Source organism: Paenibacillus sp. B46(2026) (assembly GCF_056786355.1).
Map to the genome: position 1 here is coordinate 1564267 of NZ_CM165907.1, position 26992 is coordinate 1591258.

Genomic DNA, 26992 nt, shown 5'->3' on the forward strand with positions numbered 1-26992 from the left:
CAGAATAAAGAAAAGGAAAATAAAATAACGCTAAATAAAAAAATCCCACCGGAATTATTAATTCTCGGTGGGATTTTTACCTAATTAAGGTTTATGCATCTCAATCTGGTTAATTATCTTTTAAATCTGTAATGGATTTGACATCCATGTAAGCTGGTACAACGAGTCCGGTTTTGACACCGGTCATATTCGCGCCGAGATCGTCGATCTGGTCTTTGTATTTATCCCAGTAATCGGCATGCGTGAGAGGCAACCAGGCTGCAGGAGAGGCATCCACATCACCTGTAGATACGCCAGTCCACATCGGTCCAGCTTCGACTTGTAACGCCGTTACTTTGTAACCGAGATTGGTCTCCATCACATATTTCAGCAAGTTCGTGCTAGCGATTTCGGAATCCCAAGCTACATAACCCAAGCGGAATGCATCACCGTTTACCGGGGTCAGATCTTTAGTCCATTCATCGATCTGATCCTTATGTTTCCCGGCATAGTCCTTAGCAGCTTGCTCCGGAGAAGTACCGCCCTGAATAGCAATCATCATCTCGCCCATATCATCAGAAGTCCACTGGAAACGGGACAAGAATTCATAAGCGACAGGGTGATCCTCTTTCAGACCTTTACGGGCAATAGTGTGAATTTCTTCCGCGTCACCATAGACCTTGTCGGGATCTTCCAGATACTTCAGATCATACTGATTGAACATCCAGTGCGGAGTCCAACCTGTAATGATAATTGATTCCTCGTTCTTAAAAGCTTTGTCCAGTGTAGCCGTCATGGCTGCTCCGGAGCCTTCAATCAACTTCCAGTTGGTCAGTCCGTATGTTTCAATCGCACTAGCCGTGGATTTCATAATACCAGCACCTGGATCGATACCGATGATCTGGTGATTGACTTCCGGACCAACAGCGGATGGTGCAGGAGAAGCATCTGTATTATCTTTCAAATCTTTAACAGAATTGATATTCATGTAAGTTGGGACAACCAGTCCTTGTTTGACCCCAGTCATACTGACTGCTATATCTTCAATCTGGTCACCATATGTTTTCCAGTAGTCTCCGTGTGTAAGCGGGAGCCAAACGGCTGGAGAAGCATCGATATCTCCTGCTGCCAAGCCTGCCCACATCGGTCCGGCTTCAACTTGCAGTGCTTTTACTGTATAACCCAGTTCCGTCTCAAGCACATACTTCATCAGGTTCGTACTCGCAATTTCAGAGTCCCATGCAACATATCCGAGACGTAAATTGTCACCACTAACAGGGGTTAACCCCTTGGTCCATTCTTCAATTTGGTCCGGATGTTTTTCTGCATAAGTCTTGGCAGCTTCTTCAGGCGAAGCGCCCTTTTGAATGTCAACCATGATTTCACTCATTTGATCTGCAGTCCAATTAAAGCGAGAGAAGAACTCATAGGCAACGGGATGATCTTCCTTTATCCCTTTACGTCCTACGGTGTGAACTTCCTCGGAATCGCCGAAGATTAAGTCGGGATCGTCCAGATACTTCAGATCATATTGATTGAACATCCAGTGGGGAGTCCAACCTGTAACGATGATTGGCTCTTGATTTTTATAGGCTTTGTCTAGCGATGCAGTCATCGCTGCTCCGGAGCCTTCAATCAGATTCCAGTTAGACAATTCATAATGATCGATGGCTCTTGCTGTGGCCTTCATGAGACCTGCGCCCGGGTCGATACCAACAATTTGGTAATTAACCTCTTCTCCCACATTGGCACTTGCCGCTGGAGCGGAAGAAGCGGCACCTGTCTCCAGATCTGCAATCGAATTCACTTCAGTCATGTAACTAGGAACCACGAGACCTGTACGTACACCCGTCATGTTGGCCCCCAGATCGTCGATCTGGTCCTTGTACTTATCCCAATAGTCAGCGTGTGTCAGTGGCAACCAAGCCGCTGGAGAGGCATCTACGTCGCCTGAGGCAACACCCGTCCACATCGGTCCGGCTTCGACTTGGAGAGCATTAACTTTATAACCCAGTTTGTTTTCCAGTACATATTTCAGCAAATTGGTACTTGCGATTTCGGAATCCCAAGCCACATAGCTAAGTTTAAAGTCGTCGCCGTTCACCGGAGTCAGATCTTTCGTCCACTCATCAATCTGATCTGCATGGTTCTCGGCATAAGCTTTGGCTGCTTCTTCCGGAGATGTGCCCTCCTGGATGGCAGTCATCATTTCACCCATTTCATCGGAAGTCCATTGGAAACGAGACAGGAATTCATAAGCAACAGGATGATCTTCTTTTAACCCTTTACGAACGATGGTATGAATTTCTTCCGCATCACCGAAGGACTTCTTGGGATCTTCCAGATATTTCAGATCATACTTGTTGAACATCCAGTGCGGAGTCCAACCCGTAATAATGATCGGTTCCTCAGCTTTGATCGCTTTGTCCAGTGTGGCAGTCATGGCTGCGCCTGAACCTTCAATGAGGGTCCAGTCGGACAGATTATAATCATCGATCGCTTTGGCTGTGGATTTCATGATACCCGCACCTGCATCGATACCAATAATCTGATAGTTAACCTCTTCACCTACAGCATTGGCTGGTGCATTGTTGCCACCGGCAGAAGTGTTTCCCCCAACGAAATACTGAGAGAAACCAGCTATGAGTACAAGCAACGTTGCCGCAGCAGTAATCCATGCTTTTTGCTTTGTCGTGATCCGTGAGGTTCTTTTGCGACCTGGCATAAACAGATTTTGTGTAAAACGGTCAAGCACAATCGCGAGTACGACGACAGCGAGACCCGCTTCGAAACCTTTACCAATCTGAAGCTGTGTTACCGCACGATATACTTCCGCACCAATACCTTGTGCACCGATCATGGATGCAATAACAACCATGGACAGTGAGAGCATGATGGTCTGGTTAATACCGGACATCACGGTAGGCAGCGCGAGTGGAAGTTGTACTTTGAACAACTTTTGCATAGACGTCGAGCCGAAGGCATCAGCTGCTTCGACCAATTCACTAGACACCTGCTTGATACCGAGGTGAGTCAGACGAATCGTTGGTGGAATCGCAAAAATGACGGATGCGATAACACCTGGAACAACACCAAGGCTAAAGAACGTAACAGCAGGCAGCAAGTAGACAAATGCAGGCATCGTCTGCATGAAGTCAAGCAGCGGTGTAATGATACGCGCCGCAGTTTTACTGTATGCAAGCCAGATTCCGACAGGTACACCAAGCAGGATCGAGACCAATCCTGAAGTGATAACCAGGCCGAGTGTGTCCATCGATTGGGACCAGTATCCGAGGTTATCGACGAGCAAGAACCCGATAACCGTGAATAGGGTAAGTGGGAGTCGACCTACGAGAAACGCAAGAACACCCAATATCGCAATGAATAGGAGCGGATGGGGCAACATAAACAGCCCAGAGAAAAATCCGACAACCTCTTGAATAACGGTGGAAATTACATTAAACAATCCGGAGAGCGAGGAGCTCATCCAGTCAACGATGGATTCAATCCACGACGCTAGTGGTATTTTGGGAATCATTCACAAGTTCCTCCTTTACTGCAACTTCACCGCTAAGTGCTCCCAGCAGGGCACCACGGACGATAACACCTTGCAGACGGCCGTTCTCACCAACAACAGCGAGAGGCACGTGAGCGGAACTTACAATTTCGAACAATTCATGAATCAGGGTCTCAGGCGACACCGTCGGCCCGTCCGTGATCAGAATGTCTTTTAATACTTTGTTTTCACGCATCGCACGGGAAGCGTCTTCTGCTGTAATGACACCAAGCAGCTTCTTCGAACGATCAATGACAAACAGGTTGGAAACGCCACTTTCGCGCATTAATTCGAGGGCAACGCGAGGTCCACGGTCAAGCGTGATGGTTTCAGGGCGACGCATGACGTGAGCGGCAGTGAGGACCTTGGACAAGTCCACATCTTCGACGAAGCGGGCCACGTAAGAGTTGGCAGGTTGAATCATGATTTCTTCCGGTGTACCAATCTGCACAACTGCGCCGTCTTTCATGAGGGCAATGCGATCGCCGATGCGCAGCGCTTCGTCCAAGTCATGGGTAATGAAAATAATGGTCTTTTTCATTTTATCCTGAAGCTCAATCAACTCATCCTGCATATCACGACGAATCAATGGGTCAAGTGCACTGAAGGCTTCATCCATTAGCAGTATTTCCGGATCATTGGCAAGGGCACGGGCCAAGCCAACACGCTGCTGCATCCCGCCACTGAGTTCATCTGGCATCTTGTCTTCCCAGCCTTTAAGGCCGACCAGCTCAAGTGAGGTTGTCGCCTTCTCGCGGCGTGCTTCCTTGTCTACTTTCTGTATTTCCAATCCATACTCCACATTATCAAGAACGGTACGGTGCGGGAATAACGCAAACTTCTGGAAGACCATGCTGATCGTTTTCCGGCGCACTTCGCGCAATTGTTCTTTGTTCATCTTGCGTAGATCTTTACCATGGACCAGAATTTCTCCTGATGTTGGTTCAATCAGACGATTAAACATCCGAACCAGTGTGGATTTACCACTACCAGACAGCCCCATAATAACGAAAATTTCGCCTTCTTTAATTTCCATGTTGACCCGGTTAACACCAACCGTTATCTGTTTTTCTTTGGCCAACTTTTCTTTGCCCCAACCTTGTTCCAGTAATTGAATACCTTGCTCGGTTTGGGAACCAAATAGTTTACTTACATTTTTTACTTCAAGTATGGTCATGGTTTCACCCCTTCTGATGTGTTGTGCACTTCGAACGGCTTTTAGCATCCACAAGCCCATACACTTGTGCGCCCAGCCACGAAATCCGGTAATTGTTGCTTCGCTTCCCGTCTTTCTGGGTAACGTTTTTAATACTAACAATACTTAACGAGTATATCAACTGAATAAACAGTACATAATGTTTGTACAGTAAAAACTGTACAAAGTTTTTCGTCCAAATACTCCGTCATTCTCCTTATTATGGCTAATAAGGCACCTTTACATTTGACATTGCTTTTCCTACAATAGAAAATGAGCTGAATTGAAGCTGATTTATTTGGTTAAAAGATAGTCATAGGCAAATGTAGTCTGGTAAAGTTCCCATTTTCATACATTGGGTGAAAGAAAGCCCTCTGGCATATAGGATGTCCGGCCGGATGCTTTCCCATGTAAACAGGACTTTTAAAGTGTTGCAATTATTTTGCCAAGACTGTGGAATGTTCAGAATGGAGGTTGCAAGCATGGGCTTGGACCATTTACAAGAGGAACAGCAGGCAACCGTGCTGAGGATTCGTAAACGCGTCATAGAAGCCATTGGACGTAATATGGATCTTTACGGCGTTACGCTGTCTACGGGACACTTATATGGATTGCTATTTTTTGCAGACAAACCAATGACCCTTGACGATATGGGACGGGAAATGGAAATGAGCAAAACGAGTATGAGTACAGGTGTAAGAACACTGCTGGATTTGAAAATGGTAAACAAAGTATGGAGCAAGGGCTCCAGGAAAGACCTATATGAAGTGGAATATGACTGGCATCAGACATTTACGGATTATTTTGCGATTAAGTGGAGAAAAGCCGTGGAGAGTAACCTGCAGGTTCTACGCAAATCGATTGAAGAACTGAATCGATTAGTTGAAGATCTGGATGAGCAGGCAGATGCTGAACTTATCCACATTCTGATGGAAGACAAACATAAGGTTTTGCAAGCGGAAGCATATTACAAATGGTTGGATCGGTTGATTGATACCATGGAAGATGAAGAGATATACAAGCTGGTTCCGAAGGAAGAGATTAAGGAACATTCATAACTACATGAAGGGCCCCTTCCGTTACAGGAGGGGGCCCTTTGGTTTGTTAATTATAATGAAGAAACACGATCGAATAAATAAACACTACACATCATTGCGAGCTGATATTCTCGTTTAATGTCCGATCAGACCTGCCTGAGGAAAGGCCACAGACTGCTGTGAAATCTGTTCCAGTTCATTCAGAATCTGCAATTGGCCAGCCGGAGTCCAGCATAACCGTTGCCAATTTGAGATATCGTGAACGTTACCTTTCAACACGGCAGGAGATCGATTCCACGATGCCGTTTGCTTCATGCGTCGGAACACCTTTTCACTGGCAGGCTGAAGCGTAGCACGATGGATAAACAGATAATCCGTATCCAGCACGGGGATACTATCCGCGACATACTCATTTCTGGAACTTTCGGGAGATACAAGCTGAGCAGGCTGGAGTCCCAATTCAGTATACAACAAGTGATTTAATGGGTGCTCGCCAGATCCCTGCAAGCGGATGAACTGGTTCGTGATGTGCATCAGTGCAATACGTCGCTGTTCAAAATAGGATTGTAGGTTCTGATCTGCTTCAAACTTGCGAAACTCAAGTTCCTTGAAATTCAGCAACGCCTGCTTCTCACGTCCAACCAATTCGGCTATGCGAATATGGTTCTCTTTCCAGTCGTCAGTGGACTCCAAGATGATGGTGGGTGCAATACTTTTCAGGCGATCGTAATAGGGCTTGTGGTAAAAGTCACCGATGATCAAGTCTGGCTTCGCCTGCCGAAGTTGATCTAATTGCCTTGTTAATCGGCGTTCTTGTTCACAATCATCCAATTCCCGGTCAAGGGCTCCTTCCAGCACAGCTACCGGGCGTAGTCCAAGCGAGGCCAGGTTCTCATGGAATCCCATGATGGATGCCGTGGCAACTCGAAGTTGATCTCTTTTCATATATACGCTGGGTGCAATACCCAAGGTTTGTTTGAATTTGCGGCTAAAATAATACTCGTTGCCATATCCGACAGATACCGCGACGTCTTTGAGGACACATGGTTCCGCTGTCAGCTGTTTTTTGGCTTCGTCTATACGTAAACGATTCAGGTAATCGGTAGGCGACATGCCTTTGGCCTTCTTGAAACTGCGTGAATAGGAGCTGGGTGTAAGTCCAGCGATTTTGGCAAGCTGATCCATGCTGATTCCTTCACTCATGTAACGTCGCATATACATAATACTGCGTTCCAAGGCAGGGTCTACCTTCTCATGATTGGCTTCCAGCCGATTCTCCGAGAGAAATTGCAGCAGTTCATGCAGCTGGCTATGTATGCTGATAAAGTGATCCGGTTGAAGACCACGATAGGTTTCATACAGTTGTTCCAAACGTGATACAGCCTGCTGCTCGTGACGAACCAGCAATCTGCCTGTCTGCCAATCCAGCGGGAAGGCGGGTGAAGAGGTCATTTTCCATTCACCGCGCACTTGCTGCAAACGAACCGTATCCATGCTTAGCAATATACATTCGGTCACATTCGAGCGTGCAGCGGCCTCAATGGTTGTACCTGGCTTCAGTACGAACAAGCTGCCCGCTTGAGCCGTATAGACTGTATCATTCAGGACCAGAACACCGTCTCCTTGCAAAATAAGACAGAGCATGGGCCGGGACACCGTCTTGCCTTGCACACGGAAATTCTCCCCACGACGCACACGGCACATGGAGGAGAGGAGCGGTAGAGATGAGGTTTCAGCAATGAAGGGAAACTGTTCAGTCATACGGACCATCCTTTTGTCTTATTTTCTTAATGATAACAATTATCATTCTCATATGGAAGATGTTTTTGAAAAATAGTTTTCGACACCAAAAAGGACTACCAAGAGCCATTATGGCTGCAAGGTAATCCTCATTGTTATGGACAAGACTGTTAAATAGGCTATGTGTCTGAATCCACAGTATAGGTTAGTACGGTGTTACCAATAGAATATTGTCGAGGAAAACGTCACTCATTACTTTTTTACCAGTTCCACCCGTTTGCACGTGATACAGGCGATACTGATCTTTGGCATTGATGTAGAACAGGCCGGCAACATCATCTCTGATATGGAATGCATCCCATTCGTCACTGGTAAGTTTGGTTACCTTGAGAGCTGTGTTGACTGAATAGAGACCGTTGTTGCCCGAGATGTATGCAGCCGTAGATGTGCCATTGGTCAATTGATTCGCAACATACGTTACATTGTTCAGGTTCAGGTTGGCGGACTTGGTCACTTTGTTGTCGGAGACCGTTTTGGCATAAGCCTTTTTGTCTGCATCAACAAGGATAACCTTGTCTGTACCGAGTGCACTCACTTCCCTGACGCTCTTGCTGTGAAGCTGAAGCGTTTTGGCTGAAGTCGTTAACGCAAATGCTTTGCCTTTGGCGTAATTGTAATCCTTGTTGCTGTCGAGCTCGATTCCTTTGTTATACACGTAAAGATTGTTTCCCCAACCACCGGAATATACAGCATTCACATCCAGCTTGGCTTTGGGATTAACAGCAGTGGCCTTGCCAGTGTTGTAATTCACCTTGTACATGACGACAGCATTGGTGGAGTAGAACTGCTCGTAGGGATCTGTATTCACCATCAGTTGCAGTTCTTTTTTGGCTTGATTGGTAAAATAACGACTTTCTACTGCACCTGCGGCAATCCGCTGTACAGATCCAGAACCGTTGGACGTTTTGGAGACGATCCATGTATTTCCATTAACTAACGCATTATAGTATACACGCCCTTTGGCGACCACGAGAAACGGAAAATCGGTATCGGCCTTGTCGGCAATCTTGGTGACAGCGGAAGCATCACTATTGCCATTAGCGCGATAGATCGTGCCTGTTGCGTCCAGATAATAGATGAACCCGTTGTCCGTATAATAGCTGAGCACATCTGTAGCAAATGTCTCTGCCGCATCGCTGGACCCGTCATTCGGAACCCGAAGCAATGTTGTGGAAGAAGCAGTCTGAGTGTAGTAGAGATAAGAGCCTGCTGCGAGCAAGTCCACCCCTTGGAAATCAATTAATACTTCCGTTGTGTTGCTGCTGTCAGCGGATACTTTGTACAAGACTCCGTCGGACTCATAATACACTGTGGATTGGCTGAGTGAAGCTGCTTGGGCTGCGCTTCCGCCTCCCAATGTCATTGCTGCAAGCAGTGTAATGAGCAGCAATGTACAGATGGTGCGTTGTAAGGATGTATACCCTGTTTTCATTCTTTCATCGTCCCCTTCGTTCTTCTATATGTATGTAATTAACGCCTTATGTTATATCGGTAAACAATGGAAGATATGTTAGGTCTCGAATATGAAAAAAAGAAGAGAATGAAATTGAATTTCATGCATATTCCACCCTGAAATCGAATTGCGCATGATGCTGCCAATCCTGTCCCAAAGCATTCTCCACCGGACTTGCTCGTGATAACATAACACTCAACCAGAGCAGAGGAGTGAGCGATCATGTTATTGAATATGGCGATCACCGTGATAAACCGGTCAAGGATGAGGCGAACAGGCCGACTGACAAACCAACGACAGGAGCGAAACGATATGATGAATATAGCAACGATTGGTACAGGGTCCATTGTGGATGCCATTTTATCCGCGATAAATGAACTAGAAGATGTCACTTGTACAGCGATGTACTCCCGGAAGAGAGAGACAGCACAGGAGCTTGCGGGTAAGTATGGGGTCGGTACAATCTATACGGACCTGGAATCCCTATTCTTGGATGCGAATGTAGATCTTATCTACATTGCTTCACCGAACAGCATGCACTACGAACAGGCCTATCAGGCACTTCAACATGGCAAACATGTCGTCTGTGAAAAACCGTTCACGTCCACGCTTCAGGAAGCAGAAACGCTGATTGCACTTGCAAAAGAAAAGAATCTGTTGCTGTTTGAAGGCATCTCCAACATTCATCTGCCCAATATTAAAATCATACAGGAGCAACTGCCCAAGCTCGGGCCAATCAAACTCATCCAGTGTAACTACAGTCAATACTCGCGCAAATACAATGATCTGCTTGCAGGGGAAACACCGAACGTATTCAATCCACAATTCTCTGGTGGAGCGCTGATGGATATCAACATTTATAATCTGCATCTGGTCATGAATCTGTTCGGTAGTCCGAATTCTGTATCGTATACCGCGAACCAGCATGCGAACGGAATTGATACTTCAGGTGTTGTGGTTCTCAAGTACCCGGAGTTTATTGCGGAATGTGTAGGTGCCAAAGATTCAAGCAGCATGAACTTCGTCCTCATTCAGGGAGAGAAAGGATATCTTCAGGTTGTGGGGGGAGCAAACGGTTGCCGGGAGATCAGGCTTCAGATTGGGAATGAGCCTACTGAGGAATATAATGCGCAGACCAAATCCAATTGGTTGTACTATGAGTGGGAAGCGTTCAGGGACATCCATGCAAGTGGGGATCACAAACGGTCTTATGAACTGCTGGAACACAGCCAGTCTGTGATGAGTGTACTTATGAGTGCGCGTAAGGATGCCGGAATTCAATTCGCAGCAGATCAACGGTAATCGTTAATACGTGTCGCTAATGCTTCCCATGTACAACATGTCGAAAATATAAAGTACAGAAACCATCGAAGACATTTTAGACAGCCTTAATTGTTCATTGTATCCATAAGCCAGTAACGTTTCGTCACAATGTCTGGACAGGGTTGAATGGTTGTTGCCCGTGACCGCGATGACTTTCATCTGTTTGTTGCTCAGCACTTTGGCGGCTTCAATCATGGATTGGTTCTCACCTGTGTGCGAGATAACAAAAGACAGCGTCAGGCTATTGGGGTTTATCGTGTTCAAATAATGCATGTTGGGACTATTGTGAGCAATCGCAGATATGCCGAGTTCATTCCACTTAGCACAGGCCTGTTGCGCCAGATAATAATTCATATCACTGCCATAGATATCGATGCGTCCGGATTCTTTGACCCAGTTCGCGATTCGTAGCAAAACAGGAGCGTTTAACATCCGGCGGGTATCATCCAGCGCCTGCTGATACAGGTAAGGAACCGAGTCGATGGCAGCCAGCACGTTTCCTTGTTCTGCGGATGGAGAATTCAGCGTCTGCAACGCGGAAGGCCTCTGTTGATATTCAAGAGCAAGCTTTAACTGAAAGTCTGGGTACCCCTTGGTACCCAGTTTTTTGCATAAGCGAACAATGGTGGATGAGCTTGTATAGGTCTGCTGAGCCAGTTCATGGGCTGTAGAATCAAATACAACTTCGGGATTGTTCAGGATGTAGTCCACAATATGCTTCTCCTGTGCCGTTAATTGTGGAGCATATTTTAATTTTTGAAGTAGTTTAGATTCCATGCGGTTGTTCCATTCCTCTCTATTATCATCCGAAAGTACATGTCTCCACATCATAACCTGCGTTTATTTATTTCTCAATCTGCACAACACTCAGATCTGACTTTCCGCCAGTTGCTGACGACTATTCCACAGCGTGACCAGACGAAGCAGAACCAAACTTATGAGCAGGAGTACAGCTCCAATCATGAGTAACATCCAAGGACCGATCAGCAGCATGCCACTGGCCTGACCAGCGACTAAGGCGATCAGGGGAATGACAACCAATCCTCCGAGCTGATAAGCTTCCTGGAACCCACGAACCTTGGCCGAGATCAGGACGTTTAACAAAATCACCATAAGACTGCAAGAAGGAACAACCCACAGGACCAGAATCATCCAGTTCAGATTGGGAAACATCAACGTTCCAAACATGGGGTACATCAGAATATTGGCAATCAATCCGTAGATCAGAAAAGTAACCCAGGATAATAGAATGGAGGGGATCAGGGCAGCCAGTACTTTACCTTTAAACAGAGTGTCCATGCTGATCGGTGTGAACAACAATCCTTCCAGCGTCTTGCGTTCCTTCTCACCAGCGAAACTATTGGCCGTCAAAATACTGGAAGCCATCACCGGAATGATGAGAAACAAGGGAGCGAACATATACATGGCCAAATAATAGACAATACGATGATTATCTGTAGGCATGGAAGCAAGCTGAGGAATCTGTCCACTATGGGTTAACGTATCCAATGATTCGAGCAGAAAGCTGATGTTGCCCAGAGAACGAAGTTCCATTCTGGAGGCCGCCCACAGGAGCACAGAGGGCATAACAATTCCGATGATCAGTGGAACGATTAACATGGGCAACCAGAGCTGAACACTGGCTGTGACGGACCGAATATCTTTGCGTACCAGTGCACGTATGGCTTGGCGGTTATTCATGGTGGTGTGCCTCCCTTATAGCAAAATAGATGCTTTCCAGATCACTGCCCGTGATGCGGGCCTGATAGACTTGGCCATGCTCCGTTAATTGCCGTAACAGCAGTGGAATATCCTCACGGGATTGAAGCTGATACGTCGCTTGATATGCGGATGTCGTCTCAGGCGTATAATTAGTTGAATTGTGCCATCCATTAGGCATGTTGGCTTCTACTTCGAGCTTTGGTGTGGACAGGTATCGGCTAACGATCTCCTGTTCCGTACCCTCCTCAACAATGCGGCCCTTTTCCATAAAAATATAACGATCACAGACAGCTGACAGTTGGGACAGCACGTGGGATGAAACCAGTATCGTCATCTGTTCTTCCTTATTTAACTGACGGATAATGCGCAGCACCATCTGAATTCCATCCGGATCAAGGCCATTGGTTGGCTCATCCAGAAACAGGATGGAAGGACGGTGCAAGAGCACTCGTGCAAGGCCCAAGCGTTTCTTCATGCCTGTGCTATAGGTGCCGACTTTTCGATGCTGATAATCCTGCAACTCAAACATGGTTACAAGCTCATCAATTCGTTCTCTGGCTTGCTTCAGACCAAAAGCATCAGCGAAGAAAGTCAGATTGTCACGCCCACTCATATTTTCATATAATCCACTTTGTTCGGTAAGGGTGCCACACATGGCCAGTACTTTCTCCGCCTCACGAGCGGCGTCCAATCCGTTAATGGTTACCTGTCCACCTGAAGCGCCCAAGACACCATTCATGATGCGGATCAGTGTGGTTTTGCCCGAACCGTTGGGGCCAATCAACCCGGTGACGCTGCCTTGTTTAACTGTGAAGCTGACATCATTCAGTGCTTGATGCACCTTGAATTGTTTGGATATATTGCGTACTTCGATCATGTACATTCACCGTCCGATCTGAGTTTGGAGATTATACGTCCGGTAGGACCATATCGTTCAAATGGACAGCAAAAAAAGATGTATTTCTCCTTCAATAGTCCCGGATGAAGGATGCACACATACCCTCAATTCCCCTTCAAATCGGGTCTCAGGTTTGTTTTCACTATGGCTTGTACCATGTATCCTTATTGTAAGGATACAATATCCGTTTCATTGCTATTGATGACGTGGTAATGAAAGATGAGGCCTTACGTCTCATGAATGCCTGCAATATTCATCTAACGCCGGTCTTGGTGATCCAGGGCCGGCTTGACGTGATGTTATGGCGTGCCTGTCACGGGAACGTCTGTTTTTAACGATTACATAATGAATTCGTCTAACACATCCATATGAATACATTGTATGGGTACATATTGTGTTTGGACGTAGAGGAAGGTGAGTGAGTCATGACAGCATCCAATGAATATCGCTTTCAAGTGAACCTGAGCGGGATGATCCAGATTTTGTCCAACCATCTATATAGCAGCCCTAAGGTGTTCTTGCGCGAACTGATGCAGAATGCGACCGATGCGATTACCGCACGAACGGAGGCGGAGCCAGGGTATCAGGGCAAAGTTCGTGTGGAACTGACAGGAACAGGTGAGCAACTGACCATGATGGTGGAGGACAACGGCATCGGTTTGACTGAAGCTGATATCCATGAATTCCTGGCGATGATTGGACAATCCTCGAAGAGGGGGCAACAAGCGCTGCTGGATGGAGAGACTTCGTTTATCGGACGTTTCGGGATTGGGTTGTTATCCTGTTTCATGGTGAGTCACGAAATCGTCATGCTGACGCAATCCGCGAAGGGCGGCCCTTCGATGGAGTGGCGGGGCAAGCCGGATGGTACCTATACGATTCGACAATTGGACACACAGCTGTCCCCGGGGACCAAAGTATATCTGCGTTGCACACCGGACGCGGCGCACTACTTTGAACCGGATTATGTGAAAGAAGCTCTGTTCTATTACGGTGCGTTGTTGCCTTATCCGGTCACGTTGATTCATGATGGGGTGCAATCTGTTGTGAATCAGGATTCTCCGATCTGGTTAACACGTCCGGAGCTTGCCCGTTCTTGCCGAGCGGAAGTGCTTGCTTTTGGTGAACGTCTGCTTGGGGAGAAGTTCCAGGATTTCATTCCGTTGACGACGGCTTCAGGCCGTACCGGGGGTATTGCTTTTGTACTGCCACACGCGGTTAATCTGAATGCCAAGCGTTCTCACCGGGTGTACTTGAAGCGGATGCTGATTTCGGAGAAAGCAGAGAACATTTTGCCAGAGTGGGCGTTCTTTGTGAAATGTCTGATCTGGACAGATGAGCTTCAACCGACGGCATCACGGGAACATTTTTATGAAAATGAGAAGCTGGAGGAAGTTCGCTCCGAACTCGGAGACGCACTCCGCAAGGGACTGGCCGACATGGCTGAGAGCCAGACGGAACGGCTGCAGAAGCTGATTCGCTTGCATGCTCTGTCCATGAAGGCACTGGCTGTGCAGGATCAGGCATTCTACGGGATGATTCATCGCTGGCTGCCATTTGAGAGCACGAGGGGTCACCGGGATCTGGGTGAGCTAATCGATGAAGGAGAGACGTTGTATTTCACGTCCTCTGTTGATGAGTACCGTCAGATTCACCATGTGGCATCCGCACAATCGATGCTGGTTATTAACGGTGGTTACATCTATGACAGCGAGTTGATGGCGACACTTCCGTTGGCTGTGCAGAATGTCCACACGGAGCGGCTCCAGCCGGATCAGGTCTCGATGAGCTTCACCGATGTGCCACCCGCTGAACGCAATCCGTATTATGATGCGTTGCGACTGGCTGATTCCGCTTTGCAGCGCTTCAGATGTCGGGCTGAGGTCAAAGGTTTCAAGCCATCGGATCTGCCGGTGTTGTTCACGCTGTCTCAGGAATCCTCTACCCTGCGTGCGCTGGAAAAAGCAAGCGAAGAGAGCACGGAATTGTTCTCATCTGTTCTGGGTTCGATGTCTTCTGGCATGAGTTCAGCAGGATATTCAACCTTGTACTTGAATGTGAACAATCCGGTTATTCAGCGTGTGTTAACGTCACCGGATGCCCAGATGACACCGATTGCCATCGAAATGTTATACGTCAATGCACTGATGATGGGGCATTATGCCATGAGCAAGCAAGAGCTTGAAGTGTTAAATCAGGGCATTGTTCGTTTTATTGATTGGGGTTTGCGTGCAAATACAGATCGTAAGGGGGATGCCTGATGAAGACAGAGATGGATTTTGAAGAACTGATGGACGAGGCCTATGGCTTGCCGAATGGTCCGGCGAAGCTCGGTATGCTGGAGGAAGCAGCAAGAGTTGCCGATGTGAACGGCATGGAGGAAGAGGCATATGAAGCAAGATCGGAGATTGTGGAGACAGCAACATTCTGCGGTTATCCGATGAAAGCACTGATTGCTTTTTCCTGGCAGCTGGGCAAGTTCGACCAACAGCCCGAAGAATATGATGAAGAAACGTTAATGTGGTCGTACAAATGGATATTGGGCAAGATGCCCGACTTCCCGGAAATATCACGCGAGAAGATCCTGGAGCTGTTGGAGGATTTCGGACGGCGTTTCAAGTCCTACGGTTACAGCGAACGCTCCTACTGGTATTATCGGTTCCGGATCTTTATGGATTTTGGGGAGCTGGAGGAAGCGGGACGCAGTTATGATCGATTCAGAACGATGGATCGTGACTTTATGAGTGACTGCGAAGCCTGTGAGCAGGATGAGATTATGCGATATTTCTTGTTAAAAGGAGACGATGAGAAGGTGTTGGAGGTGGCACAGCCTATCCTGAAAGGGCGTATGAGCTGTGCGGAGATTCCGCATCTGACCTTGTCCGAAATTCTGATGCCGCTATATCGGTTGGGACGGACTGCGGAAGCAGATAAACATCAGACCAAGGGATATCGCCTGATCAAAGGCCAAAACGATTTTGTGCAGAGTTTTGCGGAGCAGATGGATTATCTCACACGTACGAATCCGGCAAAAGGCATTGATGTGCTGGAGGAAACACTGGTGTTTGCTGCTGATCATGAAGATCCTTACGCCAAAATGTTGTTTTATGCCAGAGCAGCATCGTTGCTTCGCCGCTGGGTGGAAGAATCTCCAGAATACCGATTGCGTCTGCCAGCGTCCTTCCCGTATGAAGGTGATCCAGGCGACCTGCTCAAGCTGGCCGATTACTTTGCGGAGCATGCTCAGACCGCTGCAGCCAAGTTTGATCAGCGCAACGGGAACCGCCATGTATCTTCGTTGATCGAATAGAGACGGATATAACTCAGTAACAGATCGCTATAATAAGTTATTAAAAGTAAGGAAACAGGCTTGTTCGAGAAGGATCGTACCCTTCTGAACAAGCCTGCTTTTTCCTGCATCATAAGCATGATAAATCTAATCGGTATGAAGATGTTTTATTTTTATTGTGCTGAAGTCGCAGAAGGGACCGGCACTGGTGATGGAATCGGTGCAGTTTCAGACGTCTCCTCTGCAGCTTCGGCTTCTTCAGCAGGTTCTGCTTGCGGCTGCTGAGCAGCCATCAGTTCAGCGACGATTTGATCTGTTGGTTGGGTAAGCAACGCATACATAATCGCAGCCTCTTCCTGACGAATCAGAGGTTTGCGGGAAAGTAAATCAATGGATCCATCTTCCAGCACTTTTACCTCAGGTCCATGGATACCAAGCTTCGCCATCATCTGAACGGCTGGTACAGCCCATGGGTCCGTATGTCCCGCAAGTTTGACATCCGTGAACAGTTCACTAGGATATTGCAGTTGCAGAATCCTCCACATCATGACCATGGCTTCCTGTCGAATAATTACTTGATCCGGTTTAAACTGCTGTTCGTCCGTGCCAGTAATCATACCCAATTCATATCCGAGTTGGATATATCCGGCTGCTGCATGGTCTGCCCAGTCGGTGCCTGCAGGAGGTGTTGTTTTGCTGGGCTTCAATCCACTCAGTTTAAGGGTATTCTCAATAAATTCAGCGCGTGTCACAGCTGTTTTCGGTTGGAAAGCCTTGTTGGCATCATTCTCATAATATCCAAGAGATTGTATTGCATAGATTGCTTCAGCATAAGGACTGTTCTCACGAACATCCCGGAAGCCCATCGGCTTTTGTCCTTTTTTCTCATAACCCATAGGGTTGAGGTAAGGTTCTTTCATATAGATGGTTCCATCAGCATTTTTCTTGAATGCTGTGAATTGACCGGTCAATTCATCTTTGAAGAGATGATCTTCCACTTGAATCAGGTTACGTTGACCCAGAAAAACGTCCGAAATGCTCAGTTGTCCAGGCTCTGTACCGCCATTTTTCAGGGAGCTGACGATCGTGCTAATTCGTAGATCTGCGTACAATCCGGTGAAGCGTTGCAGCTCAGCTGCGGATTGCGGCGTGTATTCCTTGAATTGCACTGGCTCTGCATATTGCGGGAAGAAATTCTGAATGAATGCCGGGTAGAACAGATTACGAAGTGCTCCATTCTGATTATACGTCAGGAAAACGCCTGTATTTTGCTCGGGAATAAGGAAGAGATAAGAGCTGAATCCGGTCAGATCGCCTCCTTTTGTAATGATACTTGGACTACTTCCTGCTCCGGGAAGCTGAAATGCAGCTTCGAATCCATACGTGGTGTTTGGTAACAGTGGATGAATGGAAGAACGGTACTGTTCCATGCTTTTCACCGTGGATTCCTTGAAAATTCGCTTGTTGTCCTTCACGCCATCGTTCAGGAACGCAATCATGAACTTCCCGATGTCCTCAGCGGTAGACAACATGCCACCTTGAGGCATTGGTGTTGGAGAGATGGTGTACAGATCAAGCGGATTGTGTGCCGCATCATAGCCTGTAGCAAGCTGTTTTTGGAACTTTTTGTCCAGCATGAAACTGCTGTTATTCATACCTAGTGGTTTGAAGATATGTTGTTGCATGTAGGATTCAAAAGGTTCACCGCTTACATTCTGGGCAATCATGCCAAGCAGCAAAAATGAAAAATTATCGTACATGTAGGCGCTACCAGGCTCTCGAACGACAGGAGGCATGTGTTGCTGTGCGTAATCCTCCATCGCTATGTACTTGTCGAAATCAGTATGGATGTCTTCCTGCTGCGGATCACGAATCTCGAATCCGGTCGTATGTGTGAGCAGGTTCTCCACAGTTACAGGTTTGTCAAAAGGATTATCAAATTCGAGCCCTTTCACATAGGTCTGAAAATCAGCTTGCAGATCAACCTTGCCTTGCTCCACCAGCTGCATGACGGCTGCTGACGTGAATGTTTTGGAGACAGAGGCTACACGGAAGGCGGTATTTTTCGGATCGATCGGTGTTTTGTTCTCCTGATCAGCATAGCCATATCCTTTTTCCGCCAGAACTTTACCATCCTTCACAACAACAACAGAAGCTCCAACATAATGGGCTTTTGCCTCAGGGGAATCGAAGAATGAATCGAGAAATGCTGTAGCTGATTCGGTTGTCAGCGCTTTCGCTTTTCCTTGTTCAGCAGCTACAGAAGTCGGGGTCTCCGCCTGAACCGCGGGTACCCACAGGCTGAGAGACAGAACCACGGCCATGAAAGCTCCTGTTAGTGAGGTGAACCTGAAACGGGTCTTTCGTTTGGATAAATGCATGCAAACACTCCTTTATGAAAATATTTACAAAAAAGTTACTTCCCCCATGTATTACTGATTACTCGCACGATAGGTTTCACGATAATAGATTCCGATGTTGGCAATCCAGATCACAGAGAGCATTACAATTGGAAATGGAGCAAAGCTAAAGAGGGATGAGTATAACACCATGGAGACCATGCCGATCCCAAGCAAAATGTTCATCATCTGGAAAGAACGATAGGCTGCACGGTATACGATCCATTTCTCACCTTCATCCAGTTTCTCAAAGTGATCCTTCTTCATGTTGCGTGAATTCAGATCCAGTGAGCGATCAGGGAAATAGCGATTGTATCGCTTCACAGTCAGTGTTTGCAGTACAACGACGATGATGATAGAGATACACGCAGCAAAGAGATTCAAGAGGTTAAACAGTTCGGGAAAATTCGGCATGTTTCTGTTGGAAGCGTTTAAGGACAGAGCAAGTGCGACCCAGGTAAACGCAACAATAACGCTCAATCCGCTGAGGATCATCGCTTTTCCGAGGGAACGCTCAGCGGGAGAGGTGAGTGAGTCAGAATCTCCATACACCTCATCTTCCGTTGGAGGCACAGATGGCGTACGAACAAGACTGAGCGTGTTCCACAACATCATAACCACCACTGAAGCAGCCAGTAATGCAAATAAAAGATCATAGTCATAGTAAACGGACAGCGTCCAGTTCAAATTAGATGGAATTTTGTTGATTCCGCTGGCTCCGAGAAAACCGACGACAGCACCACCTGCTGCGTACAGAGGAAGACGTAATCGCTTCTTAATGGATGAGGAGGATGAATGTTTCAATCTAATCGCCACCTTTCAGTTCAAAGATTTTTTCGACGGGTTCACGAAAGACGTGGGCTATTTTTAATGCCAGGACGACTGATGGGGAGTAATCTCCACGTTCAATCAGGGCAATGGTTTGGCGGGATGCGCCGATGAGTTTGGCTAGTTCTGCTTGGGATAGCCGGTCTCTGGCTCGTAACTCCCGAACGTGATTGTGCAATTCTTCCACTTGCTCACCTCCATGAACATAATGTAAATGATATTTAACTAAATGTAAACTATAATATACAAAATGTTAAAAATAATTTACCTGTCTGCGATGAGATTGAACTTGAAAAAGAGAGCCTGCCCGGGCTCCCTTGGAAGATTATTTTGTTGCCGGAAAAGTGAAATCAAGATGCATCTGCACACGGCAGATGTTGATTCGGTTCCTCTGTCTGCCGAAGTACCATTCGGAAAAAGATGAGCGCTCCAAGCCCCATCAGGATATACAGACCAGCCATCGCATAGGAGGGCAGAAAGGCTCCAATGGTTAACCCGAGACTGCCGAGGAGGGCAGCAGCGTTGTAACTCAACCCGTCAGCAGCCATATAGGCAGCACGGTCCGAATCGGGAATCATACCCGCGAGCATGACCTGACGAACAGGGGCATACATCAATTCTCCAATGGTTAGCAATATAGCGGATGAGATGAGTAACCAGGCCCAGTTGCTGAAAGCAAGCACGGCGAAGCCTGCGGTATACAGGCACATACCGACAGTCATGATGGACCTGAATTGGAAGCGACCGATCCATCTGGAGAATGGAATGGCGAGCAAGGCAACCAAGACGGTGTTGATGACCATGATCAGGCTGAACATATGAAGACCAGAAAGATCCAAACCGAACAGTTGTGAGGTGAATTCATTTTTTAGACGAACAGCGATGTATTTATCCAACTGAAATTCCAGGGAGACTGCAAGTACAGTAGCCGTGAAAAATATCATGAAACGTTTGTCCTGAAAGACCGCCCAGTACGTTTTCAGTATGTTCCTCTGGATGGGAGCATCGCCACAATCAAACACACGTTTATCCATTGTTTCACGAATCATAAAGATCAAAATAAACAGGGTAGCTAGGCTTTCAAGGCATACCAGACTGAACAATAGGAAACGAAATGATTCGAAAAATAGCCCGCCCATCAGTGCACCAAAAGTTACAGCAACGTTTGTTGTCCAATATTGCAATCTGTACACATATTGACGTTCATGTTCACTGCTTACGTCGACAATCATGGCATTGGCAATCGGAACCGTGATTCCTGAACTGAGACTGCTGAGGAGAAACATGAGACAAGTGACGATGATCGAATCCATCCACGGCGAATTTGCGATAGCCAAGCCAAGTAGAGCCACGACCTGCAGACTTTGTGCGAGCACCATTAATTTCTTTCTTCCAATTCGGTCAGACCAATATCCTGCCCACAATCCTATAATCATGGAAGCCACAATATTAACGGTCAGCAATAATCCAGCCAAGCCTGCCCCAATCTGAATACTCAGATAGATCGCCATGAATGGGATGATGGATTTCTGGGTCAGATCGGTGAAAAAATCAGTAATGATACGTATCCTGATGTTCGGGTGTAAATCGGCGTATTTCATAAGTCGTTCTTCTTCCTTCCCACTGGTCATGTTGCTGTTACTGAGTATAATGGAGGAAAACCTGAAGAAAAACTGTAGAAGCAATCGAATGGATTTCGTATTTTAGCAGATAGAGACAGAAAGTTAAAAGATAGAAGTTAGAAGATAGAAGAAGGAAGGGCATATATGGACGTATCAGAACATTACATTCAATTGCGGTTGAACTTTCTGCATGTACATGAGGAACAAGAAATACATACCACAGTGGGTGAACTTGCCCATCATTTGTGTTGTACCATGCGCAACATGAACCTGATTATGAACAAATTTATGGATAACGGATGGGTAAGATGGAACCCGCAGCGCGGCAGAGGTAAAACATCGTTGCTTGTCTTCTGTATGCCGCTGCTTGAAGTGGCACGTGAGCGGTTTGAACATCTCCTGTATGGGAACAGAATGGAAGACGCCTATGAACTGGCTTCAACCCTGCCATTCACGATGCGAGAACAATTGATGCGCGAGTTACAGAACCAATTCGGGCTACGTTCGAATGAAGGAGTTAGAGGCAGAGTAGACACCTTGCGGATTCCACAGAATACTCCTTTTAAGACATTGGATCCCACGCAGACGGCCATGTGGGGAGAAGTATTTATTATTGCGGAGGTTTTCGATCGTTTGGTTCGCTATAATGCTGAACACCAGGTCTGTGAACCGAGTCTTGCCGTGGCATGGGAGAGTCATTCGGAGGGGAGGGAATGGACCTTTTATCTGCACAAAGGTATACCATTTCATCATGGCAGGGTATTGGATTCAGAGGACGTGAAGTTTACCTTTGATCGCATTATCTCTGACAAGAGTAACCCGTGCAGGCCTCTGTTTGGTTCCATTGAGAGCATAGAAGTGTATGACCAGTTGACTGTACGTTTTGTGTTGAATAAGCCCAACTTCATGTTCCCGGATCTAATGAGCAGTATGTGTGCATCTATCCTGCCTAGAGATGTGGAGATGAACCCGCTTCATCCAATTGGAACAGGACCTTATCGATTGACCCGTCATGATTCGAAGCTGCTCGTGCTCGAGGTGTTCCTTGCCTATTTCAGAGGGAGGGCTTATGTGGATCGCGTTGAAGTGTGGCAGCTCCCCCACTTGGGAAAGGTGGAGTCCATCATCAAGCATGATTTATTTCCGGATGCACAACCTCGAGCTGTACAGCATGAGATGCAGGGCGGAGTGTATATGACGTTTAATATGCAAAAGGAAGGGCCACAGCATGATGTGAATTTTCGCCGGGCTGTTCAACAGCTATTGAATGCGCAGGAGTTGTCGCAAGCGCTCGGAAGCACGAACACGCAGGCTGCTTATAGTCTGATTCGAGGACGAGTACAGCAACCTTTAAAGGTGGGTTCAGATCAAGGGGAGCCTTGGGAACAGCAATCGGAACAAATGGAATATTCTGTTACACCTGTACCTGAACTTTCCGTGGAGACCTCACTGGCGCGGGCCTCAGCATTATTGCGTTATAGCTCTTACCAAGGGCAGAGTTTAAGTCTGTGGGTGGAAGAAGGCGAGAAGATGGAGGCAGATATGGTCTGGTTTGCAGAGAGAAGTAAACAGATTGGCCTACATATCAACATTATGCCGGGAGATCCGGTCCATGCCGTCTATCAAGATGGGTTCGGGGATTGTGATCTGATCTATACAGGAGAAGTCTTCAATGATCATGTCGTGCTGAGTCTCGTGACGATGTTCACCTTCCAGAACACGTTATTCCTGATTGCGATGAATGATTACTGGAGACTTGAACTGGAACAGGAATGTGGACGAGTGGTCATGATTCAGGAACCTGCGGAGCGGTTGAATAGATTGATTCGGTTAGAAGATCGACTGATTCAGGAGGCGTTGCTTCTGCCCACATACAGCTTCAAGGAAGAACACGCCCATCATGATTCGTTGCGAGATTATCGTCTTGCGGGGTATGGTCTGCCTGATCTGCGCAGGTTGTGGGTGAAGAGAAGCCCCGGTGCCGAGGAAGAGGTTGCGAGTTATCCGGTGTATATTCCGTTGTGGTAGGACTATGCGAGCGTAGCAATGCCGTATTAACGGACTTCACCGATTGCTTGTCAAACTAGTCCGCATATATCGAACAAGTCCCTCATAACATGTACTAATCAAGTAGGGGTTCTGCTGCAAGCACAATCCTGAAGTGAAAACATGTGCTAAAGGGGATGATGTCATGCGCCGAATATCATGGATGCTTGCCATGGTATTGGTCTTATCGGCCTTACTTGCCGCCTGCGGGAAGAAGGATGCGGCAGCTGTGGTCAAAGATCTGAACGAAGTCGTAGGAGAGATGGAAAGTTACCAGGGGGCAGGTGTGATGACGCTGCATACCGGAGATACGCCGCAGCAGTACAAGGTCGAGGTATGGCATCAGAAGCCTTCCTATTATCGTATTGCGTTAACTAATGCCAAAAAGGATGTAACACAGATTGTACTGCGTAACGATGAAGGTGTGTTTGTTCTGACGCCGAGCCAGAACAAAAGCTTCCGTTTTCAGAGCAATTGGCCAGATAATCAGGGACAGGTATATCTCTATGAAACATTGATTCGGAGCATTACGGGGGATACAACCCGTCAGTTTGCGGACGAGAAGGAGAGCTATGTATTTGATGTAGCTGCCAATTATAATACACACGCACTTGTCAGACAGAAAATCTGGCTGAACAAAAGTGATTATGCACCTAAACAGGTGGAGGTATCCGACTCCAATGCCAATGTTGTGGTCGATGTGAAATTTGACTCCTTCAAATTCGGGACTGAATTTGAGAAAGATGCCTTTGACATGCAACGTAACATGACAGCTGCTACAGAAGAAGGCGGCAAAACAGGAACGGACTCCGGTGTGACTCCTGCGGAGCAAACCGGTAATGAAGGTGGTAAAGAACCTGCCAATCCTCAGACTGCGCCTGAACCTGACGGAGCTGTCACTGATGGACAGACGGGGGTAAGTGGTGATACAGAGCAACAAGGTACAGAGGGTGCTGCAACAGGTCAGGAAGGCGAAGAACCAACGCTTGCAGAGCCGGAAGGTGCAGACAGTTTCGGTGTAATTCAGCCGACGTATGCGCCGGAAGGGGTCCAGCTTAAGGATGATCAGATTTTGGAGGAAGCAGGAGACTACTCCGTCATGCTTCGTTATGAAGGAACATACAATTACACGATATTCGAAGCCAGACCACAGGATCGAGCTGTGTCGCTTGCCCCATCTCGTGTACTGGATCTGGGATTCACACTGGGGATGGTCAGCGGAGATGCACTGCAGACATTGACATGGACGACAGATGGCATAGAATATCGAATTACCAGTGCCGACCTGCCTGATAACGAAATGGTACGCATTGCAACATCCATGCAGGAAGAGTCAGGCAAATGATTTTTGAACGAATCCACGAATAGTAGCATAAACATAAGGAATGCTAAGAAGCATCGGAGACCTGTTCTCCGGTGCTTTGCTTTGATATAAGACAGGTATTCATCTGGAACCGTTGTTCTTACTCCAAACATCCAATAATGCAAAACGCGCTTCTATGCAGAGGGAACCGGGTAAATAATCGATATAAGCAGATATTTGCTGGGGGGAAAGTGAAATTTTGCCCAGACAATCTTGCTTATCGGTCTTCTTCTGTGTTCGCATTTGTTCCTCAAACGGCGCACCTTGCATATGTTTTGGAATGCGAAACTTCGGTTCATTTGACAGTCACATGCTGGAGCATTACGATGGAGTCTGACGTGAGCCGGATTAAGATGATTAGAGAAGGTGACTTAACGTGCAAGGACAATATCGGCCGACCCAAGCGGAGATCAATTTGGATCATTTGTGCACTAACGTAGAAGCTTTCCGCGAGGCATTGCCTCAGGGCATGAAATTCCTCGCCTGTGTGAAGGCCAATGCCTATGGACACGGAGCGGTGGAGACGGCCAGAGAACTGGAACGAGTGGGTGTGGATTACTTAAGTGTTGCTTTTCTTGACGAAGCTCTGGAACTGCGACAACATGGGATTACGATTCCAATCCTGGTATTGGGTTATACGCCGCCTGAAGGGATCGCTGTTGCATGGCAACATGATGTGACCGTCACACTGTTCAGCAGGGAAGTGCTTGACGCCATTCGACATCTGGATGCGAGCACATTTGCTAACAAACTGAAGGTTCATATTAAAATCGACAGCGGCATGGGCCGATTAGGTCTGTTGCCTGGCGATGAGGCATTGGCTTTCATTCAGGAAGTAGCTTCGCTCAATCAGGTGATGCTGGAAGGCATGTTTACCCATTTTGCCAGAGCAGATGAAGAAGACAAAACCTATACACTGGAGCAGTATAGACGGTTCCAAAGCGTGGTTCATGCGCTCAGGGATCAGGGGTGTTCCATCCCGATTATACATACGGCGAACAGCGCCGCTGCCATTGATACACCGGAATTGTCCTATGATATGGTACGTGTGGGAATTAGCCTGTACGGATTGTATCCTTCGGCTGAGGTGAATCATCAGGTGGTGAAGCTATCCCCGGTATTGACGTTGAAGACAAAAGCGGTTCTGGTCAAAACACTGCCACCCCATTGGGGGATCAGTTACGGAACCCGTTATTTTACGCAAGGGTACGAACGAATAGCGACCCTGCCGATCGGATATGCAGACGGATTCTCCAGAATGCTGACAGGTAAAGCACAAGTGCTTGTACGCGGCCGCCGCGTTCCTGTCGTCGGTACGATCTGCATGGATCAGTGTATGGTGTCGTTACAATCTTTCGCGGAAGAGGCGGAAGAAATTCAAGTCGGCGAAGAGGTTGTCCTCATCGGTCATCAGTCTGGTGGCGTAATAACCGCAGACGAGGTGGCATCCCAGCTCGGTACGATTGCTTATGAGGTGATCTGCATGATGGCGCACCGCATTCCACGGGTATATACCCGCGGGGGAGCAGTAGTCGCCAGAATCAATCCACTTTTGACATCCTGACAGGTAAACTGGACGTCATTACCAATAAACTTTTTTTCAGAACAGAAGGAAAACTGTCGGAGCATCTCGAATTATGTATGACGGTAGGATTTAATTCCTGAATTGAGATGTTTGGTCTGTACGAATATTGTTCCCCGTGTTTATAATGGAGTACAGCATACTTGATATACTCGGGGCATATATATTCCTTTGTATAAAAGTTCTGGAAAAACGTAATACTGGTTCACAATGGCGAAAGGTTTGTGGGGGTGGAAGAAAGGTGGCCAACTTGCAGAACACCAAGCGGATCATGATCAGTTTACCTGATTATCTTTTGCAGGAAGTGGATGGCATCGTAGCGCTGGAGAATTCCAACCGCAGCGAATTGATTAGGCAGGCTATGAAGCTGTATTTAACGGAGCGTAAGAAACGTTACATCCGTGAAACGATGCAGCGAGGGTACATGGAGATGGCAAAAATTAATCTGACCATGGCATCCGAAGCCTTTCATGCGGAGGAAGATGCGGACAGCACTCTGGACCGCTTAGTTAGCGGGGTGTAGACATTGATCGTAAAACGTGGTGACGTTTTTTTTGCGGATCTTTCTCCCGTTGTCGGTTCCGAGCAAGGTGGAGTCAGGCCGGTTCTGGTGATCCAGAATGATATCGGCAACCGGTTCAGTCCAACTTGTATTGTGGCGGCGATCACCGCCCAGATCCAGAAGGCAAAGCTGCCAACGCATGTGGAAATTGATGCGGCGGCACACGGCTTTGACCGGGACTCGGTTATTTTGCTCGAACAAATACGGACGATTGATAAACAGAGGCTGACTGACAAGATTACCCATCTGGACGAGGAGACCATGAAATTGGTCAACGAAGCCTTACAGATCAGCCTTGGTTTAATCGATTTTTAAGGCAGCAACCAGGGTCTTGTACG

Annotated in this window: 20 protein-coding genes; 9 read left to right on the plus strand and 11 right to left on the minus strand. The window is 47.2% G+C overall.

Annotation, left to right across the window (positions count from 1 at the left end):
* Positions 1–109 precede the first annotated feature (109 nt).
* On the minus strand, positions 110–3517 hold the full coding sequence (locus AC1S8V_RS06955) for a glycine betaine ABC transporter substrate-binding protein (RefSeq protein ID WP_482073007.1): 3408 nt from the start codon (positions 3515–3517) through the stop codon (positions 110–112).
* Entirely contained in the window at positions 3483–4712 is a 1230-nt protein-coding gene (locus tag AC1S8V_RS06960) for a quaternary amine ABC transporter ATP-binding protein (protein WP_482073008.1), read from the minus strand. The genes AC1S8V_RS06955 and AC1S8V_RS06960 overlap by 35 nt, the downstream gene beginning before the upstream one ends.
* 500 nt (positions 4713–5212) lie before the next feature.
* On the opposite strand from AC1S8V_RS06960, the gene AC1S8V_RS06965 reads away from it, so the two are divergent.
* The gene (locus tag AC1S8V_RS06965) at positions 5213–5788 is read left to right on the plus strand and encodes a GbsR/MarR family transcriptional regulator (protein WP_458125718.1); all 576 of its coding nucleotides are present in this window, start codon (positions 5213–5215) and stop codon (positions 5786–5788) included.
* Between the two features lie 114 nt (positions 5789–5902).
* On the opposite strand, the gene AC1S8V_RS06970 is transcribed toward AC1S8V_RS06965, so the two are convergent.
* Both AC1S8V_RS06970 and AC1S8V_RS06975 read right to left on the minus strand, forming a co-directional pair.
* Complete coding sequence (locus AC1S8V_RS06970) at positions 5903–7528, minus strand: helix-turn-helix domain-containing protein (RefSeq protein WP_482073009.1); 1626 nt, start codon at positions 7526–7528, stop codon at positions 5903–5905.
* Between the two features lie 184 nt (positions 7529–7712).
* Entirely contained in the window at positions 7713–8999 is a 1287-nt protein-coding gene (locus AC1S8V_RS06975; protein ID WP_482073010.1) for a DUF5050 domain-containing protein, read from the minus strand.
* A gap of 336 nt (positions 9000–9335) precedes the next feature.
* Between AC1S8V_RS06975 and AC1S8V_RS06980 the strand changes: the two genes are divergently transcribed.
* Positions 9336–10322: a Gfo/Idh/MocA family protein gene (locus AC1S8V_RS06980; RefSeq protein WP_482074417.1), complete on the plus strand. Its 987-nt coding sequence runs from the start codon at positions 9336–9338 to the stop codon at positions 10320–10322.
* Positions 10323–10325: 3 nt separating this feature from the next.
* On the opposite strand, the gene AC1S8V_RS06985 is transcribed toward AC1S8V_RS06980, so the two are convergent.
* From AC1S8V_RS06985 to AC1S8V_RS06995, 3 genes are read right to left on the minus strand one after another with little or no spacing between them, the layout of a single operon-like run.
* Complete coding sequence (locus AC1S8V_RS06985) at positions 10326–11174, minus strand: MurR/RpiR family transcriptional regulator (RefSeq protein WP_482073011.1); 849 nt, start codon at positions 11172–11174, stop codon at positions 10326–10328.
* 36 nt (positions 11175–11210) lie between these two features.
* Complete coding sequence (locus AC1S8V_RS06990; RefSeq protein ID WP_482073012.1) at positions 11211–12044, minus strand: ABC transporter permease subunit; 834 nt, start codon at positions 12042–12044, stop codon at positions 11211–11213.
* The gene (locus AC1S8V_RS06995) at positions 12037–12942 is read right to left on the minus strand and encodes an ABC transporter ATP-binding protein (protein ID WP_482073013.1); all 906 of its coding nucleotides are present in this window, start codon (positions 12940–12942) and stop codon (positions 12037–12039) included. The genes AC1S8V_RS06990 and AC1S8V_RS06995 overlap by 8 nt, the downstream gene beginning before the upstream one ends.
* Positions 12943–13388: 446 nt before the next feature.
* Here AC1S8V_RS06995 and AC1S8V_RS07000 point away from each other — a divergent pair, with 446 nt between their 5' ends.
* Both AC1S8V_RS07000 and AC1S8V_RS07005 read left to right on the plus strand, forming a co-directional pair.
* Positions 13389–15224, plus strand: coding sequence for an HSP90 family protein (locus AC1S8V_RS07000; protein WP_482073014.1), 1836 nt, complete (start codon positions 13389–13391; stop codon positions 15222–15224).
* Positions 15224–16273: a hypothetical protein gene (locus tag AC1S8V_RS07005; RefSeq protein ID WP_482073015.1), complete on the plus strand. Its 1050-nt coding sequence runs from the start codon at positions 15224–15226 to the stop codon at positions 16271–16273. The genes AC1S8V_RS07000 and AC1S8V_RS07005 overlap by 1 nt, the downstream gene beginning before the upstream one ends.
* A gap of 152 nt (positions 16274–16425) precedes the next feature.
* On the opposite strand, the gene AC1S8V_RS07010 is transcribed toward AC1S8V_RS07005, so the two are convergent.
* The 4 genes from AC1S8V_RS07010 to AC1S8V_RS07025 all read right to left on the minus strand — a co-directional run bounded on the left by AC1S8V_RS07010 (position 16426) and on the right by AC1S8V_RS07025 (position 21080).
* Complete coding sequence (locus tag AC1S8V_RS07010) at positions 16426–18633, minus strand: serine hydrolase domain-containing protein (RefSeq protein ID WP_482073016.1); 2208 nt, start codon at positions 18631–18633, stop codon at positions 16426–16428.
* Between the two features lie 51 nt (positions 18634–18684).
* Positions 18685–19455 (minus strand): DUF3169 family protein, encoded by a 771-nt coding sequence (locus AC1S8V_RS07015; RefSeq protein ID WP_482073017.1) that lies wholly within the window; start codon positions 19453–19455, stop codon positions 18685–18687.
* Between the two features lies 1 nt (position 19456).
* On the minus strand, positions 19457–19666 hold the full coding sequence (locus AC1S8V_RS07020; protein WP_017690042.1) for a helix-turn-helix transcriptional regulator: 210 nt from the start codon (positions 19664–19666) through the stop codon (positions 19457–19459).
* Positions 19667–19829: 163 nt separating this feature from the next.
* Positions 19830–21080 (minus strand): MDR family MFS transporter, encoded by a 1251-nt coding sequence (locus AC1S8V_RS07025; protein WP_482073018.1) that lies wholly within the window; start codon positions 21078–21080, stop codon positions 19830–19832.
* A 165-nt stretch (positions 21081–21245) separates the two neighbouring features.
* On the opposite strand from AC1S8V_RS07025, the gene AC1S8V_RS07030 reads away from it, so the two are divergent.
* From AC1S8V_RS07030 to AC1S8V_RS07050, 5 genes are all read left to right on the plus strand, one after another.
* Positions 21246–23129 carry an ABC transporter substrate-binding protein gene (locus AC1S8V_RS07030; RefSeq protein WP_482073019.1) on the plus strand — a complete coding sequence of 628 codons (1884 nt, stop codon included), beginning with the start codon at positions 21246–21248 and terminating at the stop codon, positions 23127–23129.
* A gap of 163 nt (positions 23130–23292) precedes the next feature.
* Complete coding sequence (locus tag AC1S8V_RS07035; RefSeq protein ID WP_482073020.1) at positions 23293–24492, plus strand: outer membrane lipoprotein-sorting protein; 1200 nt, start codon at positions 23293–23295, stop codon at positions 24490–24492.
* A 394-nt stretch (positions 24493–24886) separates the two neighbouring features.
* Complete coding sequence (gene alr, locus AC1S8V_RS07040) at positions 24887–26074, plus strand: alanine racemase (protein WP_482073021.1); 1188 nt, start codon at positions 24887–24889, stop codon at positions 26072–26074.
* Positions 26075–26333: 259 nt separating this feature from the next.
* Positions 26334–26615 carry a CopG family ribbon-helix-helix protein gene (locus AC1S8V_RS07045; protein ID WP_017690037.1) on the plus strand — a complete coding sequence of 94 codons (282 nt, stop codon included), beginning with the start codon at positions 26334–26336 and terminating at the stop codon, positions 26613–26615.
* A 3-nt stretch (positions 26616–26618) separates the two neighbouring features.
* A complete protein-coding gene (locus AC1S8V_RS07050; RefSeq protein ID WP_024630714.1) occupies positions 26619–26969 on the plus strand; it encodes a type II toxin-antitoxin system PemK/MazF family toxin in 351 nt (116 codons plus the stop codon).
* Positions 26970–26992: the final 23 nt, after the last annotated feature.